A 17,903-nucleotide genomic window follows, 5' to 3' on the forward strand; every position below is an offset into this window, starting at 1 on the left:
AGGAGCGAACATGATCGGCATCGACTGGCTGAAACCCGAGGTCTTCTTCGGCTCCATCCTCTACGCCCTGATCGGCGTGGGCATCTACTGGATCAGCTTCGTCCTGATCGACAAGCTCTCGCCCTACAAGCTGTGGGAGGAGATCGTCGACAAGAAGAACGTCGCGCTGGCCATCGTGGTCGGCGCCACCGCGATCTCCATCGGGCAGATCGTTGCCGCCGCCATCCACGGCTGAGGACGGGCGCGCGGCGCCGGCGGTCGTGCGGCCGGCCGAGCTGGCGCTGCTCGCCTCGGTGTTCGTCGTCGCCGCCTGCGGGCTGCTCTACGAGCTGGCCGCCGGCGCGCTGGCCAGCTACCTGCTGGGCGATTCGGTCCTGCAGTTCTCCACCGTCATCGGCACCTACCTGTTCGCGATGGGGGTGGGCTCGTGGCTGTCGCGCTTCGTCGAGCGCCAGCTCGTCGCGCAGTTCCTGCGCATCGAGCTGCTGGTCGGGCTGGTCGGCGGGCTGATGCCGGCGGCGCTGTTCGCGCTGCACAGCGTCGCGGCCGGCTCGTTCCGCTTCGCGCTGTACGCGCTGGTGCTCGTGGTGGGCACGCTGGTGGGGCTGGAGATCCCGCTGGTGATGCGCATCCTGAAGCGCCATTTCCGCGAGCGCTACGCGCTGAAGGACCTGGTCTCGCAGGTGCTGACCTTCGACTACCTGGGCGCGCTGGCGGTGGCGATCGCCTTCCCGCTGGTGCTGGTGCCGCAGCTCGGGCTGATCCGCACCGGGCTGTTCTTCGGGCTGCTCAACGCCGGCGTGGCGCTGTGGACGCTGTGGCTGTTCCGCGCCGAGCTGCGCGGCCTGGCGGCGCACGCGCTGGCCTGCGCGCTGACGCTGGCCGCGCTGGCGGCGGCCTTCGCCGGCGCCGACACGATCACGCGCTGGGCCGAGGACCGCTTCTACGGCGAGGCCATCGTCTACGCCGAGAGCAGCGCCTACCAGCGCGTCGTGGTCACCTCGGGCCATGCCGGCGTGCGCCTGTTCCTCAACGGCAACCTGCAGTTCCACTCGCGCGACGAGCACCGCTACCACGAGGCGCTGGTGCACCCGGCGATGGCCGCGCACGGCGCGCCCAAGCAGGTGCTGGTGCTCGGCGGCGGCGACGGCATGGCGCTGCGCGAGATCCTCAAGTACCCGAGCGTCGAGCAGGTGACGCTGGTCGAGCTCGACCCGCACATGACCCAGCTCTTCTCCAGCGCGCCGCTGCTGACCGCGCTGAACGGCAACGCGCTGGCCTCGCCCAAGGTCCGCATCGTCAACGACGACGCCTTCGGCTGGCTGGAGAAGAACGACGCGCACTTCGACGTGATCGTGGTCGACTTCCCCGACCCGACCAACTTCGCGATCGGCAAGCTCTACACGACGACCTTCTACCAGCGCCTGGACGCGCACCTGGCCGCCGGCGGCTACGCGGTGGTGCAGACCACCTCGCCGCTGATCGCGCGGCGCAGCTTCTGGACCGTGGCGGCCACGCTCGAAGCCGCCGGGCTCGTCGCCACGCCCTACCACGCGCACGTGCCGAGTTTCGGCGAATGGGGCTTCATCCTGGCGAGCCGGCGGCCGTGGCGCATGCCGCGGGCGCTGCCCGAGGGGCTGCGCTTCCTCGACCTGGCCGGGCTGCCGGCGCTGTTCCACTTCCCGCCCGACATGGCGCGCGTGCCGGCGGAGCCGAACCAGCTCTCCAACCAGCGCCTCGTGCACTTGTTCGAGGAAGAATGGGGCAAGGTGCAGCAGTGAAGCGCGGCATCACGCGGCGCGCCGCGCTGACGCTGGCCGGCGCGGCGCTGGCCGGCTGCTCGCGCGACGGCGAAGCGCGCTGGAGCGCGCACTGGATCGGCGCCGCGCACGAGCGCGGCCACCGGCTGCGCGACGCGACGAAAAGCGGCAGCCTGGGCGCGCCGGCCGTGACGCGGCGCGCCGGCGCGATCGTCGTCGGCGCCGGCATCGCCGGGCTGGCGGCCGCGCGCGCGCTGATGCGCGCCGGCCTGGACGACGTGCACGTGCTCGAACTGGAAGACGCGCCCGGCGGCAACAGCCGTGGCCACGTGCTCGGCGGCATGGGCTGCCCGCTGGGCGCGCACTACCTGCCGCTGCCGGGGCCGCATGCAAACGAGGTGGCGCAACTGCTCGACGAACTCGGCCTGCGCCGCGTCGAACACGGCCGCGTGGTCTACGACGAGCGCCACCTGTGCCACAGCCCGCAGGAGCGGCTGCACATCGAAGGCCAGTGGGTCGAGGGGCTGCTGCCGCCCGTCGAGGCGCTGCCCGCCGCCGAGCGCGAGCGCACGCGCGACCAGTACCGCGGCTTCGCGCGCGAGGTGCAGCGCTGGGTGGATGCCGACGCCTTCCGCGTGCCGACCGCGCGCGCCGCGTGGAGCGACGAACTGGCGGCGCTGGACGCGCTGAGCTTCGCCGACTGGCTGGCGCGCGAGCGCTTCGACGCGCCGGCGCTGCGCTGGTACCTCGACTACTGCTGCCGCGACGACTACGGCGCCGGCAGCGCGCGGGTGTCGGCCTGGGCCGGGCTGCACTACTTCGCCAGCCGCCATGGCTTTCACGCGCCCGGCGAGGGCGAGGCCGAGCGCGACGGCCTGCTGACCTGGCCGGAAGGCAACGGCTGGCTCGCCGCGCGGCTCGCCGCGCCGCTGGGTGAGCGCCTGCACGGCGGCTGCGTCGCGCTGCGCGTGCGCGAGGGGCGCGAGGGCGTCGAACTCGATGCCTGGAACGAGCGCGCGCAGCGCGTCGAACGCTTCGTCGCGCCGCAGCTCGTGATGGCGCTGCCGCTGTTCGCCGCGGCGCGCGTGCTGGACTCGCCGCCGGCCGCGCTGGCGCAGGCCGCCGCCGCGATGCGCCACGCGCCGTGGCTGGTGGCCAACCTGCACTGCGAGCGCGCGCCGATCGACCGCGGCGGCGCGCCGCCCTCGTGGGACAACGTGATCTACCGCAGCCACGCGCTCGGCTACGTCGACGCGATGCACCAGAGCCTGCGTCCGCACCCGGGGCCGACCGTGCTGACCGCGTACTGGGCGCTGGGCGACGAAGCCGGCGCGCGCCAGCGCCTGCTGGCCGACGGCGCCGAGGCCTGGGCGGCGCGTGTGCTCGCCGATCTCTCGGCGCCGCACCCCGACCTGCCGCGCCACGTGCGGCGCATCGAGCTGATGCGCTACGGCCACGCGATGAGCATCCCCGTGCCGGGCCTGCGCGGCCACGCGGCGCTGCGCGCGCTGGCCGCGCCGCAGCGCCGCGTCCACTTCGCGCATGCCGACCTGGCCGGCTATTCGGTGTTCGAGGAGGCCTTCTTCCACGGCACGCGCGCGGCGGCCGACGTGACGAAGGCGGTCAGGACTCGTCGCGCAGCTTGACGGCCTTGGGCAGGTCCGGCGCCAGCGCGCCGGCGCGCAGCTTGTTCAGCGCGCGGCGCAGTTCGGCGTCGCCGTCGGCCGGCGCCTCGGCGGCGCGCTGCGCGGCTTCGTGCGCAGCCGCTTCGGAGCGCCGCATCGCCTCGCGGTCTTCGAGGTGGCGCAGGCGCTGGCGCAACTGGTTGGCTACTTCCTCCACGTCGGCGAGGCCGGCGTGCGCGTCGGTCTTGGGCAGCGCGACGACGCGCTTGTCCTTCATGCGCACGTTCAGGCGGCAGACGCGGTTGGCGCGGCCGCGCCGCAGCGTGAAGCCGCCGGTGTCCTTCTCCTCCACGTGCACGTCGAGGATGTTCTCGTAGGCGACCTGGTGCACGCGCTCGCGCAGCCCGCGCTGGAACCACAGGTTGTGCGCGCTGACCGCCACGCGCTCCCAGCGCAGCAGGTCGAGCGCCAGCGCGCCGAACCAGGCCGCGATGCCCGCGCCCGAGAGCCAGCGCCAGCCCAGCAGCGCGCCCAGCCAGACGACGGCGCCCGAGGCCAGCACCGCGATCACCACCTGCAGCGTCGCCGGCTCGGCGGTGCGCCAGACGTCGCGTTCATAGGTGTAGGCCTGCGGCTCGCCGGTGGCCAGCGGCGACACCGACCACAGCACCGCCTTCACCGCGCGCGAGGCGAGGAAATGCGCCGCGCCGGCCGCGGCGAGCGACATCGGCAGCGTGATCACGGACGTGAGCGTGTCCATGGCGCGCACATTAGCGGCTTCTGGTGCGGAATCAAGCGGGCCGCCCGCCCGAGCGGCGTTTCCGGCTGGTCGAACGGCAGGAGGCCGGCTCGCTCGGGTGGCTCAGCCCGCGTCGAGCGCACGCAGCCGCTCGGGCGTGCCGACGTCGGCCCAGTCGCCGGTCCAGCGCGTCGCGCCCAGGCGGCGCTGCACGATCGCGGCGTCGAGGTAGGGGCGCAGGCGGGCTTTTTCGCCGGGCGCGAAGTCGGTCATCAGCTCGGTCACGAAGCCGGGCCGGAACAGGCCGATGCCCGACCAGGTGAAGCTCGCGCCGTCTCGTGCCGGCAGCGCCAGGCCGTCGGCGATGCCGAAGTCGCCGCCCGGGTGCTGCGGCGGGTTCGGCACCATCCACAGGTGGCCGAGCCGGCTGGCCTGGATCGTGCCGGCCGCGTCGGCGCCGAAGTCGAAAGCGGGTGCGAACACATCGGCGGCGACGTACCAGAACGGCTCGTCGGCCGCGAGTGCGAGCAGCGGCAGCGCTTTTTTCAGGCCGCCGGCGGTTTCCAGCGCACCGCCGTGGTCGCGGCCCTCGCGCGAGTAGCGGATCGACAGGCCGAAGCGCGCGCCGTCGCCCAGCGCGGCGACGATTTGTTCTTCCAGCCAGGCGGTGTTGACCACCACCTCGCGCACGCCGCCGCGCGCCAGGCCGGCCAGGTGCCACTCGATCAGCGGCCTGCCGCGCACCGGCAGCAGCGGCTTGGGGCAGGCGTCCGTCAGCGGCCGCATGCGTTCGCCGCGGCCGGCGGCGAGGATGATCGCTTTCATCCCGCCGAGTCTAGGGCCGCGGGTTCTAGTTCAATGCGGGGCCGAGGCCGATCGGCGCCGGGGCGCTCTGCACGATCTTGCTGAACAGCGGCCGGTACAGGTCGGCCGGCTCGTGGCCGGTCAGCGGATCGCGGTTGGCGAGGAAGGCTTCGTCGAGTTCCTTCCAGTCCTCGGGCGTCAGGTGCTTCATCGCCAGCGGCAGCACCTCCTCCTCCTCGACGCGCATGTGGCCGAGGTAGAAGTCGATGTAGCGCTCCACCGCCTGCTCGAAGGCGGCGCGGCGCGGCTCGCCCAGCACCTCGAAGGCGAGCAGGTCGTGCTCGAGGTCGCGGATCGCCTTCTCGCCGCGCGCGTGGTCGCGGTCGAGCCGGTCGAGCACCGAGGCGACCTGCGGGCAGCGCGCGCGCAGCTTCGGGAACAGCAGCTCGCTCTCCTTGGTGTGGTGCAACTGCTCCGGGAATTCGTCGATGTAGAACAGCATCGCGCGCAGCACGCCGAAGTCGGGCAGCGAGCCGTGCCGGCGGTGCTCGGCGAGCAGCATGGACAGCGAGCGCAGCATCGCCGACAGCGCGCCGTGCTCGTCGCGGATGATGGTCATGGAAGGGTGGGACATGGCGGGACTCCAGGGCCGTTGCGGCAGGACTCCAGCGTCGCACCGCGCGGCGCGGCGCGGCTTGAGCGGGGTCAAGCTTGCGTGCCGCGCACGATCTCGTGGCGCTGCGCGCCGGCCGGCGCGAAGGCCTGTTCCAGCGCGGCCAGCAGCGCCCGCGCGCGCGCCGAGTTGTCGGCGCCGAAGTTGCACACGTAGACGTCCAGCGTCACCGCGCCCAGCTCGGGCCAGGTGTGCACCGCCACGTGCGACTCGGCCAGCAGCACCACGCCGGTGACGCCGCCGGGCTCGAAGCGGTGGAACACCTCGCCCACCGGCGCGAGCCCGGCCGCGCGCACCGCCGCCAGGCAGCGCTCGCGCAGCGCGGCGGCGTCGCCCATCACCGGACGGGCCGGATCGCAACCACTCAAGTCGGCGGTGAGGTGCAGCCCCTGCATGCGGCGGATGATACGGAGGGCGCGGGAGCGCGGCTTTAAAATCCGCGGTTTCCGCCCTCCGCGCCGCCGCCGCGATCGACATGGCCGACATCGCCTCTTTGCAAGCCCCCGCCTCCTCGACGACGGCCCTGATGGCCAATGCGATCCGCGCCCTCGCGATGGATGCCGTGCAGCAGGCCAACTCGGGCCACCCGGGCGCGCCGATGGGCATGGCCGAGATCGCCGTCGCGCTGTGGGGCCCGGCGCAAGGCCTGTTGCGCCACAACCCGGCCAACCCGCATTGGGCCGACCGCGACCGCTTCGTGCTCTCGAACGGCCACGGCTCGATGCTGATCTACGCGCTGCTGCACCTGACCGGCTACGACCTGCCGATGAGCGAGCTGCGCAACTTCCGCCAGATGCACAGCAAGACGCCGGGGCATCCCGAGGTCGGCGTCACGCCGGGTGTCGAGACCACCACCGGCCCGCTCGGCCAGGGCATCACGAATGCCGTCGGCATGGCGCTGGCCGAGAAGCTGCTGGCCGCCGAGTTCAACCGGCCGGGCCACGCGGTGGTGGACCACCACACCTACGCCTTCCTCGGCGACGGCTGCCTGATGGAAGGCGTCAGCCACGAGGCCTGCGCGCTGGCCGGCGCGTGGAAGCTCGGCAAGCTGATCGCGCTGTACGACGACAACGGCATCTCGATCGACGGGCCGGTCGCGCCCTGGTTCGTCGACGACACGCCCAAGCGCTTCGATGCCTACGGCTGGAACGTGATCCGCGGCGTCGACGGCCACGACGCGGCGGCGGTCGGCGCGGCGCTCGCGCAGGCCAGGGCACGGGCGGACCGGCCGACGCTGGTCTGCTGCAAGACCACCATCGGCAAGGGTTCGCCGAACCGCGCCGGCAGCGCCAAGGCGCACGGCGAGGCGCTGGGCGCCGAGGAGATCAAGCTGACGCGCGCCGCGCTGGGCTGGACCAGCGAGCCCTTCGTGATCCCCGAAGCCGCCTACGCCGCCTGGGACGCCAAGGCGCGCGGCGCCGAGCTGGAAGCGCAGTGGGACGCACGCTTCGCCGCCTACCGCGCCGCGTTTCCCGAACTCGCCGCCGAGTTCGTGCGCCGCATGCGCGGCGAGCTGCCGGCGAACTGGGCACGGACCGTGGGCGAGGCGCTGCAGGCCGCCGACGCCAAGGCCGAGACGGTGGCCAGCCGCAAGGCCAGCCAACTGGCGCTGGAAGTCTTCACCCAGGCGCTGCCCGAGATGCTGGGCGGCAGCGCCGACCTGACCGGCTCCAACCTCACCAACACCAGCTCGACGCCGGCGCTGCGCTTCGGCAGCGATGGCGCCAGCAACGGCGGCCGCCACATCAACTACGGCGTGCGCGAGTTCGGCATGGCGGCGATCATGAACGGCGTCGCGCTGCACGGCGGGCTGCTGCCTTACGGCGGCACCTTCCTGACCTTCAGCGACTACAGCCGCAACGCGATCCGCATGGCCGCGCTGATGAAACAGCGCGTGGTGCACGTGTTCACGCACGACTCGATCGGCCTGGGCGAAGACGGCCCGACGCACCAGAGCGTCGAGCATGCCGCCGCGCTGCGCCTGATCCCGGGGCTGGACGTCTGGCGCCCGGCCGACACCGCCGAGACGGCGGCGGCCTGGGCGGCGGCGATCGCCAACCGCCAGCGGCCCACCGCGCTGCTGCTGTCGCGACAGAATCTTCCCTACCTGCCGAAAGACACAAAAGACGGCCGGCTCGACGACATCGCCAAAGGCGCCTACGTGCTGGCCGAGCCGGCTGAAGTCGGGCTGCGGAAGAGGGCCCGGGCGGTGATCGTCGCCACGGGTTCGGAGGTGCAGCTCGCGCTGCACGCGCAGGCGTTGCTGGCCAAGAGCGGCATCCCCGTGCGTGTCGTCTCGATGCCCTCGACCAGCGTGTTCGACCGCCAGGCCACGGCCTACAAGAGCGCCGTGCTGCCCCAAGGCCTGCCCCGCATCGCGGTGGAGGCCGGCGTCACCGACGGCTGGTGGAAGTACGGCTGCGCCGCCGTCGTCGGCCTCGACACCTACGGAGAGTCGGCGCCGGCCGGCGTGCTCTTCAAGCATTTCGGCTTCACCGCGGACAACGTGGCCGACACCGTGCGCGCGGTGCTGGCGCGCCGCCGCTGAAGCCGCGCCACCCATTCAACCTGGAGGAAATCTCATGACCATCAAGATCGGCATCAACGGCTTCGGCCGCATCGGGCGCATGGTGTTCCGCGCCGCCGTGCAGAACTTCAAGGACGTGGAAGTCGTCGCCATCAACGACCTGCTCGAACCCGACTACCTCGCCTACATGCTGAAGTACGACAGCGTGCACGGCCGCTTCAAGGGCGATGTGGCCGTCGACGGCAACACGCTGATCGTCAACGGCAGGAAGATCCGCCTGTCCGCGGTGAAGGACCCGGCCGAGCTGAAGTGGGGCGAGGTCGGCGCCGACATCGTGGTCGAGTCGACCGGCCTGTTCCTGACCAAGGAAACCGCGCAGAAGCACATCGCCGCCGGCGCGAAGAAGGTCGTGATGAGCGCGCCGTCCAAGGACGACACGCCGATGTTCGTCTACGGCGTCAACGACAAGAGCTACAAGGGCGAGGCGATCATCTCCAACGCCTCGTGCACGACCAACTGCCTGGCGCCCGTGGCCAAGGTGCTGCACGACACCTTCGGCATCAAGCGCGGCCTGATGACCACGGTGCACGCCACCACCGCGACGCAGAAGACCGTCGACGGCCCGAGCAACAAGGACTGGCGCGGCGGCCGCGGCATCCTGGAAAACATCATCCCCAGCAGCACCGGCGCGGCCAAGGCGGTGGGCGTGGTGATCCCCGAGCTGAACAAGAAGCTCACCGGCATGAGCTTCCGCGTGCCGACCTCCGACGTCTCGGTGGTCGACCTGACCGTCGAGCTGAACAAGGAAGCCAGCTACGATGACATCTGCAAGGCCATGAAGGCGGCCAGCGAGGGCGCGATGAAGGGCGTGCTCGGCTACACCGAGGACAAGGTCGTCTCGACCGACTTCCGCGGCGAGGCGATGACCTCGGTGTTCGACGCCGAGGCCGGCATCGCGCTGGACAAGACCTTCGTCAAGGTCGTGGCCTGGTACGACAACGAATGGGGCTACTCCAACAAGGTGCTGGAGATGGTGCGCGTGATCGCGCGCTGAGCCGATTCGTTTCACCGTATGTCGTGAACACGAGGGGGCCTGCGAGGGCCCTCTCCCGTTTCCGCCTCTCACGTCTTGCCACACCCGCGCAACAAACCCTTACCCCGCCGCGTGCGAAGCGCACGCGGGTCATCGCGGGGGCGCCAATACACTGAGGCCATGCCGACGCCCGCCCGGTTCGCTTCGCTGTGCTTCGCCGCGCTCGCGCTCGCCGCGTGCGCGGCCGAACCGGCACCCGCGCCGGCCGGCATGAGCGTGCTCGTCAAGCTCGCGCAGCCGGGCGCGGATGCGGCGCGTGTCGCCGCGCAGGTGGGCGAGGCCGCGGGCCGGCCGGCGCGCTACCTGGCCTCGTCGGGCGGCGACTGGCACAGCGTGTTCCTGCGCTGCGACGGCGCCGCCGACTGCGATGCGCTGCTGCAGCGCCTGCGCGCCGACGGCGCGCGCATCGCCGCCGTGCAGCGCGACGAGCGCAAGCGCATCGTCAGTCCCTGATCGGAGAAGACGTCTTGAAATCCAAACTGCCGCGCCTCGCCCTGGCCTTGTCGTTGTTGGTGCCGCTGGCGGCGACGGCGGCCGATGCCGCGCCGACCGCGCGTGTGATCGTCAAGTTCAAGGCCGATTCCACGGCGCTGCGCAAGCAGGTGCAGAGTGCGACGCAGCGCCACGAGGCGCAGGCCGCCGCGCTCGGCTCGCGCCTCGGCCTGGCGCTGGGCGCCGGGCGCGGCGTGGGCGAGAACACCCAGGTGGTGTTCGCCGCCGGCCTCGACTCCGACGCGCTGGCGGCGCGCCTGAGCCGCGAGGCCGACGTCGAGTACGCGGTGCCGGATCGGCGCAAGCAGCGCGCCGCCGCGCCCAACGATCCGCTCTACGGCACCGGGCCGGCGCTGAACCCGGCCCAGCAAAGCGGCGGGCCGGTGGCGGGGCAGTGGTATCTGCGTGCGCCGGATCCCAGCGCGCTGTCGGCGATCAACGCCGAGGCGGCCTGGAGCGTGCCGGCGGCCACGCTCGCGCCGGTGGTGGTGGCGGTGCTCGACACCGGCGTGCGCTTCGATCACCCCGATCTGGCCGGCAAGCTGCTGCCGGGCTACGACATGGTCGGTGACGTCCCCACTGCCAATGATGGCGACGGCCGTGATTCCGACCCCTCTGATCCTGGCGACTTCCTGACCCAAGCCGACATCGACACGGGCAACTTCGATCCGTGCACGTCAGAAGACATCTCAGGTTCGAGTTGGCACGGCACGCAGGTCAGCGGCATCATCGGCGCGGCCACCGACAACGGCATCGGCATGGCCGGCGTCGGTCGTGAGCGCGTGCGCGTTCTGCCGGTGCGCGTCCTTGGCAAGTGCGGTGGGTTCGACGCCGACATCCTCGCCGGCATGCGCTGGGCGGCCGGTATCACGGTCGACGGCCTGACCAACCCGAACCCGGCCAAGGTGCTCAACCTCAGCCTCGGCGGATCCGGTGCCTGCTCGTCGGCCTATCGCGATGCCGTCGCGCAGATCAGCGCGCGCGGCGTCGTGATCGTGGCCTCGGCCGGCAACGGCGCCGGGCATGCGGTCTCCGAGCCGGCCAACTGCTCGGGCGTGATCGGCGTCGGCGGCCTGCGCCACGAGGGCGACAAGGTCGGCTACTCCGACATCGGCCCCGAACTGAGCCTCAGCGCGCCCGCCGGCAACTGCGTGACGGCCAGCGGCGCCTGCCTGTACCCCATCCTGACCACCGCCAACAGCGGCGCGTACGACCCGGTGGCGGGCAGCGCCGGCGCCATCTACACCGACGCCTTCAACGCCACGGTGGGCACCAGCTTCTCGGCGCCACTGGTGGCCGGTACCGCGGCGCTGATGCTGTCGGTGAAACCCGAACTGACGCCGGCCCAGCTGCGCCAGCTGCTGATGCGCAGCGCGCGGCCCTTCCCGGTCTACTCCGACATCGCCAACTGCCGCGCACCCGACGGCACCGAGCAGGACCAGTGCAACTGCACCACCAGCACCTGTGGCGCCGGCATGCTCGATGCCGACGCCGCGGTGCGCGCCGCCGCGGGGGTCGGCAGCGGCGGCGGTTCCGGCGGCGGCGGCGGCGGTGGTGCGCTGGGCCTGGGCTGGCTCGCCGGGCTGGCCGGCGCGGTGTGGAGCCTGCGGCGCACGCGCCGCGGCGTTCAAGCGCCGTGACGCGGCGCTGCCCCACGGCCTGCCTCGCGCTTCGTCTGGCGGGCATCGGGCTCGCGGCGCTGGGTTTCGCGGCCGCGGCGACGGCCGCGCCGTCGTCGGTCAACGGGCTGATCGTCAAGCTGCGCGAGCGCCCCGCCGACGCCGTGCCGGAAGTCGACGCGCGCCTGGCGCGCGTGCTGCGCGTGGCCGGCCTGGCGGCGCGCGGCCGCCATCTCGGCGTGCGCTCGCGCCACGTCGACTTCGGCGCGCGCCTGTCGCGCGAGGAAGCGCAGCGCCTCGCACTGCGGCTGGCCGAATCGCCCGAGGTCGAGTGGGTGGTGCCCAACGAGCGCGAGCGCCGCCTCGACGTGCCGCAGGATCCGCGCTTCGCCGCCAGCTACCAGGGCAGCGGCCAGTGGTGGCTGTTCCCGGCCGGCGGCAGCAACGCCAACGACATCGAAGAGCGCCGCCGCGGCGTGCCCGGCGTGCAGAACGCCTGGACGACCAGCCACGGCAGCGCCGCCGCGGTGGTGGCGGTGCTCGACACCGGCATCACCGCGCACCCCGACCTGACACAGGGCGTGCTGCCCGGGCGCGACTTCGTCTCGACGGTCGAATACGCCAACGACGGCGACGGCTGGGACGACGACCCGTCGGACCCGGGCGACTGGGTCAACGGCGCCGATCGCACGGCCAACCCGGCGCTGTTCGGCGACTGCGACGAAGCCGACAGCTCCTGGCATGGCACCGCGATCGCCGGCATGCTGGCGGCCGACACCAACAACGGCATCGGCGTCGCCGCGATCAACTGGAACGGCCGCGTGCTGCCGGTGCGCGTGGCCGGCAAGTGCGGCGCCGACGTGGCCGACATCGTCGCCGGCATGCGCTGGGCCGCCGGCCTGGCCGTCGCCGGCGTGCCGCGCAACCCGAACCCGGCGCGTGTGGTCAGCATCAGCTTCGGCGGCAGCGCGGCCTGCAACGCGGCTTACCAGGACGCCATCGACGAACTGGCCGCCAAGGGCGTGGTGGTGGTGGCCGCGGCCGGCAACGAGCACGGCGCGGTGACGCGGCCGGCGAGCTGCCGCGGCGTGGTCGGCGTGGCGGCGCTGAACCGCGACGGCTTCAAGGCCAGTTACTCGAACTTCGGCGCGGCGGTGAAGATCGCCACCGTCGGCGGCGACCCGCGCGACATCGGCGAGTGGGGCATCGATCTCGGCGACGACGGGCTGCTGACCGTCGGCAACGGCGGCCGGATGGCGCCGGGCCGTCCGGACTACACGCGCGAGGCCGGCACCAGTTTCGCGGCGCCGGCGGTGTCCGGCGTGATCGGGCTGATGCTGAGCGCCAACCCGTCGTTGAGCGTGGCGCAGATCATCGACGGCTTGCAGCGCAGCGCGCGGCCCCACGTGCTCGTGCCGCGGATGCCAAGCTGTTCCGAGCGCAACTCCGGCCGCTGCGTCTGCACCACCGCCACCTGCGGCGCCGGCATCCTCGATGCCGCCGGCGCGATGGCCTATGCGCTCGCGCCGGACAGCTACGTGGCGCCGAACCGCCAGCCGGAGGTGGTCGACAACGCCGACATCGACCGGGCGTTCAAGCAGGACGGCGGAGGCGGCGGCGCGCTCGGCGCCGGCTGGCTGGCCGCGCTGGCGCTGGCCGTGGCGGCGCTCAGCCGGCGCAGGCCGCGAAGCCGCGCCCGAGCGCCGGCAGGCGCAGGGCGCTGAGGCGTTCGGCCAGCGCCGCGTCGGCCCTGGCCACGCGCAGCAGGTGCAGCGTGGCCGGCGCCACCAGCTCGACGACACGCGCGCTGCGCACGCCGCGCTGGCCGAGCTGCTCGAGCGCGCGCTCGGCGCCGTCGCGCGTGTCGTGGCGGCCGAGCGAGAAGCCCATCGTGAACTCGGCCGGCTCGTCGACGGGCTGGAAGGCGACGCGCGTGCGCTTCAATTCCTCTTCCTTCTTCGCCAGCGCTTCGCGGTTCGGGTAACGGCCCATGTAGACCATCCAACTGCCCGGGCGTGTCACGGCCACGTCCTGCCAGCTTCCCGGCGGCAGTGCGGGTTGCAGCGATTGCACGGCGGCCCGTGCCGACGCCACGGCACCGGCCGCGAACGGGCCGGCTTCGAGACAGGCACCGTGCTGCTGCGGCGCGCTGGCCGGCGTGGCTTCCGGCCCCGCCGCGCCGCCGGGCGGCAGCACGACGATGTGCTCGGGGTGGACCTGGCGCGCCAGCCGCTCCGGCTCGCGCTCGGGGTGCGGCCGCAGGCCGCCCGCGCCGGCCAGCCAGCCCTGCGTCCAGGCGAAGAACAGCGCGTTGGCCAGCGCCAGCAGCAGCACCACGGTGCGCAGCATCGCCGTTCAGCCCGGCGGCGCGAGCCGCACGCTCACTTCGCCGCTGTGGATCGAGACGAGGCCGTCGGGCGTTTGCAGTCGCAGCGCGCCGTCCGCGTCGACGCCGCAGGCGATGCCCACGCCCACGCCTTGCTGGGTGGTGCTCAGCGCGTGGCCGGCGAGCAGGTCGCGGCGTGCGTAGGCGGCCGCGAAGGCGGCGAAGCCCTCGGCCTCGAAGCGGCGCAGCGCCAGCGCCAGCGGCAGCGCGATGCGGTGCAGGACGGCCGGCGGATCGGCGCGCGCATCGATCTCCCGCACGCAGGCCAGGCCGCTGCCGGCGTCCACCTCGGCCAGCGGCTGCACGTTCAGGCCGATGCCGATCACCGCCAGGCGCACGTCGCCGGCCGACACCGTCTCGATCAGCACGCCGCCGAGCTTGCGGCCGCGGCCGCCGCGCAGCGGGCCGTCCATCAGCCACAGGTCGTTGGGCCACTTCAGGCCGAGGCGCGGCGGCTGGCCCTCGGCGGCCGGGTCGAGCGCGTCGGCCAGCGCGACGCCGACCGCCAGCGACAGGCCCGACCAGTCCTCGCGCGCGATCGGCAGTGACAGCGAGAAGGTCAGCGACGCGCCCGCCTCCGAGGCCCAGCTCCGCCCCATGCGCCCGCGCCCGCCGCTCTGGTGCTCGGCCACCAGCAGGCAGGGCTGCACGTCGGCGGCGCGCCGGCCGAAGGCGCCGCTCTCGACGCTGCGCCGCACCAGCACCTCGGCGTCGTCGGGCGCGGGCCGCACCTCGACGCGGGCGCGTTCGAGCAGCGCGGTGTTGGTCGACGCGCAACGCTCCACGACCTCGACGCTCAGGCCGGGCAGCGGCTCGCGCAGTTGCAGCCACAGCTCCTCGGCGCCCCAGGTCAGATGCGCGGCGGTCATGACGACCCCTCGCCCGGCGGGTACGCCGGGCGATCCCCCGAGGGGATGCGGGCCGGCCCTTCGACACAGCTCAGGACAGGCTTGGGAGCGGCCCGGCGCTCGGCCCGCCCGCGTTGACGCATCATGGATCGGACCCTCAGCGCTTCGGGGCGAGCATGGTGCCGCGGCACTTCTTCGAGCCGCAGCGGCAGGCGAACTGCTTCTTCAGCCTGGGCGTGTAGCGCTCGTCGATCACCAGGCCGTAGTCGTAGAACAGCTCCTCGCCGGGCTGGATGGCGCGGCGCGCCTTGATGAAGATCCGGCCGTCGACCTCGTCGGCCTCGCAGTTCGGGTCGCAGGCGTGGTTGATCCAGCGCGCCGCGTTGCCGCCGACCTTGGCGTCGATGACGTTGTGCTCGTCGATGTGGAAGTAGAAGGTGTGGTTCGGATCGCTCGGGTCGTGCGGGTGGCGGCGCAGCGCCTCGGGCCAGTCGATCACCTCGCCCTTGTACTCGATCACCACCTCGCCGCGCGCCAGCGGCTTGAGCGCGAACACGCCCTTGCCGTGCACGCCCGAACGCCGCACCTGGATGCGCCGCCCCGCGGCCGCCGTGTTCGCGGCGGCGTGGGTCTTGCCGTTGCGTGCTTGCGCCATCATCGTCTTTATGTACATTGAATTCATGGGCGCGCGCGCGTATGCGTGCGTGCGCGCGAAGCCCGGATTGTATTGACGCGGCCGCCGGCCGCCGCGAAAGCACCGCACGACACACCATGACCAAGTCCCTGATCATTGCCGAGAAACCTTCCGTCGCGCAGGACATCGTGCGCGCGCTGACGCCGAGCGCCGGCAAGTTCGACAAGCACGACGAGTACTTCGAGAACGACAAGTACATCGTCACCTCGGCCGTCGGCCACCTGCTGGAGATCAAGGCGCCGGAGGAGTACGACGTCAAGCGCGGCAAGTGGAGCTTCGCGCACCTGCCGGTGATCCCGCCGCACTTCGACCTCAACCCGATCGACAAGAGCAAGGGCCGGCTGAACGCGATCGTCAAGCTCGCCAAGCGCAAGGACGTCTCCGAGCTGATCAACGCCTGCGACGCGGGCCGCGAGGGCGAGCTGATCTTCCGGCTGATCCAGCAGCACGCGAAGAGCAAGCATCCGGTGCGGCGGCTGTGGCTGCAGAGCATGACGCCGGCGGCGATCCGCGAGGGCTTCGACAACCTGCGCCGCGACGAGGACATGCAGGGCCTGGCCGAGGCCGCGCGCAGCCGCAGCGAGGCCGACTGGCTGGTGGGCATCAACGGCACGCGCGCGATGACGGCCTTCAACTCGCGCGACGGCGGCTTCTTCCTCACCACCGTGGGCCGCGTGCAGACGCCGACGCTGTCGATCGTCGTCGAGCGCGAGGAGAAGATCCGCAGGCACGTGGCGCGCGACTACTGGGAGATCAAGGCCACCTTCGCGGCGCAGGCCGGCGAGTACGAGGGCAAGTGGTTCGACCCGAAGTTCAAGAAGAACCCCGACGACCCGGAGCAGCGCGCCGACCGCCTGTGGACCGAGGCCGACGCGCAGGCCATCGCGCAGGCCTGCCGCGGCGAGCCGGCGAGCGTGACCGAGGAGTCCAAGCCGAGCACGCAGGCCAGCCCGCTGCTGTACGACCTGACCACGCTGCAGCGCGAGGCCAACTCGCGCTTCGGCTTCTCGGCCAAGACCACGCTGTCGATCGCGCAGGCGCTGTACGAGAAGCACAAGGTGCTGACCTACCCGCGTACCGATTCGCGCGCGCTGCCGGAGGACTACGTCGGCGTCGTCAAGAAGACGATGGCGATGATCGCCGAGGAAGACCTGCCCGGCCCGCTGCGCGAACTCGCGCCGCACGCGAAGAAGGCGCTGAAGGACGACTACGTCAAGCCGGTCAAGCGCGTGTTCGACAACGCCAAGGTGTCGGACCACTTCGCGATCATCCCGACGCTGCAGGCGCCCAAGAGCCTGACTGAGGTCGAGGCCAAGCTCTACGACATGGTGGTCAAGCGCTTCCTCGCGGTGTTCTACCCGAGCGCCGAGTACCTGGTGACGACGCGCATCGGCACGGTGAGGAAGGACGGCCGGGAGCACAGCTTCCAGACCAACGGCAAGGTGCTGGTCAAGCCGGGCTGGCTGGCGGTGTACGGCCGCGAGGCGCAGGAGGACGACGCCAACCTGGTGCCGGTGGCCGCCGGCGAGGTGGTGCGCACCGAGAGCGTGGCCGTCAACGCGCTGAAGACCAAGCCGCCGGCGCGCTACACCGAGGCGACGCTGCTGTCGGCGATGGAAGGCGCCGGCAAGCTGATCGACGACGACGAGCTGCGCGAGGCGATGGCCGAGAAGGGCCTGGGCACGCCGGCCACGCGCGCGGCCATCATCGAAGGCCTGATCCTCGAGAAGTACATGCACCGCGAAGGCCGCGAGCTGGTGCCCTCGGCCAAGGCCTTCCAGTTGATGACGCTGCTGCGCGGCCTGGGCGTCGAAGACCTGACCAAGCCGGAGCTGACGGGCAACTGGGAATACCAGCTCGCCGAGATGGAGAAGGGCCGGCTGCAGCGCGACGCCTTCATGGCCGAGATCGCCGCGATGGCCGAGCGCATCGTGCGCAAGGCCAAGGAATACGACCGCGACACCATCCCCGGCGACTACGCGACGCTGAAGGTCGCCTGCCCGAAGTGCGGCGGCGTGGTCAAGGAGAACTATCGCCGCTTCGCCTGCGCCGGCAAGAGCGGCGACTCCGAAGGCTGCGGTTTCTCGATCAGCAAGATCCCCGGCGGGCGCAGCTTCGAGCTCGACGAGGTCGAGCGCTTCATCGCCGAGAGGAAGATCGGCCCGCTGGAAGGCTTCCGCTCCAAGGCCGGCTGGCCCTTCACCGCCGAGCTGAAGCTGGCCTACGACGACGAGATCGCCAACTGGAAGCTCGAGTTCGACTTCGGCGAGGACGCGAAGAAGGCCGAGGGCGACGGCGAGCCGGTCGACTTCTCGGGCCAGGAGCCGCTGGGCCACTGCCCGAAGTGCCAGGGCAGGGTGTTCGAACACGGCAGCAGCTACCTCTGCGAGCACGCGGTGGGCGCGCATGTCACCTGCGACTTCAAGAGCGGCAAAATCATCCTGCAGCAGCCCGTGGCGCGCGAGCAGATGACGAAGCTGCTGGCCGGCGGCAAGACCGAGCTGCTGGAGAACTTCGTCTCCAACAAGACGCGGCGCAAGTTCAAGGCCTACCTCGCCTACGACAAGAAGGAAGGCAAGGTGGTGTTCGAGTTCGAGCCGCGCGCCGCGAAGAAGGCGGCCGCGAAGAAGAGCGCTTGAGCGC

16 protein-coding genes are annotated in these 17,903 nt (G+C 72.1%); 9 read left to right on the forward strand and 7 right to left on the reverse strand.

The genetic code is table 11. From position 1 onward, the window contains the following. Positions 1-10 precede the first annotated feature (10 nt). The 3 genes from QM792_RS03340 to QM792_RS03350 are packed head-to-tail and all read left to right on the forward strand — an operon-like array spanning position 11 to position 3,406. Entirely contained in the window at positions 11-235 is a 225-nt protein-coding gene (locus QM792_RS03340) for a DUF350 domain-containing protein (RefSeq protein WP_415147764.1), read from the forward strand. Between the two features lie 25 nt (positions 236-260). Further along, positions 261-1,781, forward strand: coding sequence for a polyamine aminopropyltransferase (locus QM792_RS03345; RefSeq protein WP_415147765.1), 1,521 nt, complete (start codon positions 261-263; stop codon positions 1,779-1,781). Further along, the gene (locus tag QM792_RS03350; protein ID WP_415147766.1) at positions 1,778-3,406 is read left to right on the forward strand and encodes an FAD-dependent oxidoreductase; all 1,629 of its coding nucleotides are present in this window, start codon (positions 1,778-1,780) and stop codon (positions 3,404-3,406) included. The genes QM792_RS03345 and QM792_RS03350 overlap by 4 nt, the downstream gene beginning before the upstream one ends. Here QM792_RS03350 and QM792_RS03355 read toward each other — a convergent pair. From QM792_RS03355 to speD, 4 genes are all read right to left on the reverse strand, one after another. Then, positions 3,384-4,145, reverse strand: a complete 762-nt coding sequence (locus tag QM792_RS03355) for a hypothetical protein (RefSeq protein WP_415147767.1) — start codon at positions 4,143-4,145, stop codon at positions 3,384-3,386. The genes QM792_RS03350 and QM792_RS03355 overlap by 23 nt on opposite strands. Positions 4,146-4,247: 102 nt before the next feature. Further along, on the reverse strand, positions 4,248-4,949 hold the full coding sequence (murU, locus tag QM792_RS03360) for an N-acetylmuramate alpha-1-phosphate uridylyltransferase MurU (RefSeq protein ID WP_415147768.1): 702 nt from the start codon (positions 4,947-4,949) through the stop codon (positions 4,248-4,250). Between the two features lie 25 nt (positions 4,950-4,974). Beyond that, positions 4,975-5,562: a hemerythrin domain-containing protein gene (locus tag QM792_RS03365; RefSeq protein WP_415147769.1), complete on the reverse strand. Its 588-nt coding sequence runs from the start codon at positions 5,560-5,562 to the stop codon at positions 4,975-4,977. Between the two features lie 71 nt (positions 5,563-5,633). Continuing rightward, the gene (gene speD / locus QM792_RS03370) at positions 5,634-5,996 is read right to left on the reverse strand and encodes an adenosylmethionine decarboxylase (protein ID WP_415147770.1); all 363 of its coding nucleotides are present in this window, start codon (positions 5,994-5,996) and stop codon (positions 5,634-5,636) included. A gap of 80 nt (positions 5,997-6,076) precedes the next feature. On the opposite strand from speD, the gene tkt reads away from it, so the two are divergent. The 5 genes from tkt to QM792_RS03395 all read left to right on the forward strand — a co-directional run bounded on the left by tkt (position 6,077) and on the right by QM792_RS03395 (position 13,056). Next, on the forward strand, positions 6,077-8,149 hold the full coding sequence (gene tkt, locus QM792_RS03375; RefSeq protein WP_415147771.1) for a transketolase: 2,073 nt from the start codon (positions 6,077-6,079) through the stop codon (positions 8,147-8,149). Positions 8,150-8,183: 34 nt separating this feature from the next. Further along, positions 8,184-9,182 carry a type I glyceraldehyde-3-phosphate dehydrogenase gene (gap, locus tag QM792_RS03380; RefSeq protein WP_415147772.1) on the forward strand — a complete coding sequence of 333 codons (999 nt, stop codon included), beginning with the start codon at positions 8,184-8,186 and terminating at the stop codon, positions 9,180-9,182. Between the two features lie 159 nt (positions 9,183-9,341). Beyond that, positions 9,342-9,674: a hypothetical protein gene (locus QM792_RS03385; protein ID WP_415147773.1), complete on the forward strand. Its 333-nt coding sequence runs from the start codon at positions 9,342-9,344 to the stop codon at positions 9,672-9,674. A gap of 14 nt (positions 9,675-9,688) precedes the next feature. Then, entirely contained in the window at positions 9,689-11,353 is a 1,665-nt protein-coding gene (locus tag QM792_RS03390; RefSeq protein WP_415147774.1) for a S8 family peptidase, read from the forward strand. After that, positions 11,350-13,056, forward strand: a complete 1,707-nt coding sequence (locus tag QM792_RS03395; protein ID WP_415147775.1) for a S8 family peptidase — start codon at positions 11,350-11,352, stop codon at positions 13,054-13,056. Before QM792_RS03390 ends, QM792_RS03395 begins: the two co-directional genes overlap by 4 nt. Here QM792_RS03395 and QM792_RS03400 read toward each other — a convergent pair. The 3 genes from QM792_RS03400 to QM792_RS03410 form a co-directional block, all read right to left on the reverse strand. Further along, positions 13,001-13,681 (reverse strand): hypothetical protein, encoded by a 681-nt coding sequence (locus QM792_RS03400; RefSeq protein WP_415147776.1) that lies wholly within the window; start codon positions 13,679-13,681, stop codon positions 13,001-13,003. The two genes, QM792_RS03395 and QM792_RS03400, sit on opposite strands and share 56 nt — an antisense overlap. 6 nt (positions 13,682-13,687) lie before the next feature. After that, positions 13,688-14,587 (reverse strand): biotin--[acetyl-CoA-carboxylase] ligase, encoded by a 900-nt coding sequence (locus QM792_RS03405; RefSeq protein ID WP_415147777.1) that lies wholly within the window; start codon positions 14,585-14,587, stop codon positions 13,688-13,690. Positions 14,588-14,723: 136 nt separating this feature from the next. Beyond that, positions 14,724-15,224, reverse strand: a complete 501-nt coding sequence (locus QM792_RS03410) for an SET domain-containing protein (protein WP_415147778.1) — start codon at positions 15,222-15,224, stop codon at positions 14,724-14,726. A 113-nt stretch (positions 15,225-15,337) separates the two neighbouring features. Here QM792_RS03410 and QM792_RS03415 point away from each other — a divergent pair, with 113 nt between their 5' ends. Beyond that, on the forward strand, positions 15,338-17,899 hold the full coding sequence (locus tag QM792_RS03415; protein WP_415147779.1) for a DNA topoisomerase III: 2,562 nt from the start codon (positions 15,338-15,340) through the stop codon (positions 17,897-17,899). Positions 17,900-17,903: the final 4 nt, after the last annotated feature.

It is taken from the genome of Piscinibacter sp. (assembly GCF_047600445.1).
Taxonomy (GTDB): domain Bacteria; phylum Pseudomonadota; class Gammaproteobacteria; order Burkholderiales; family Burkholderiaceae_C; genus Piscinibacter.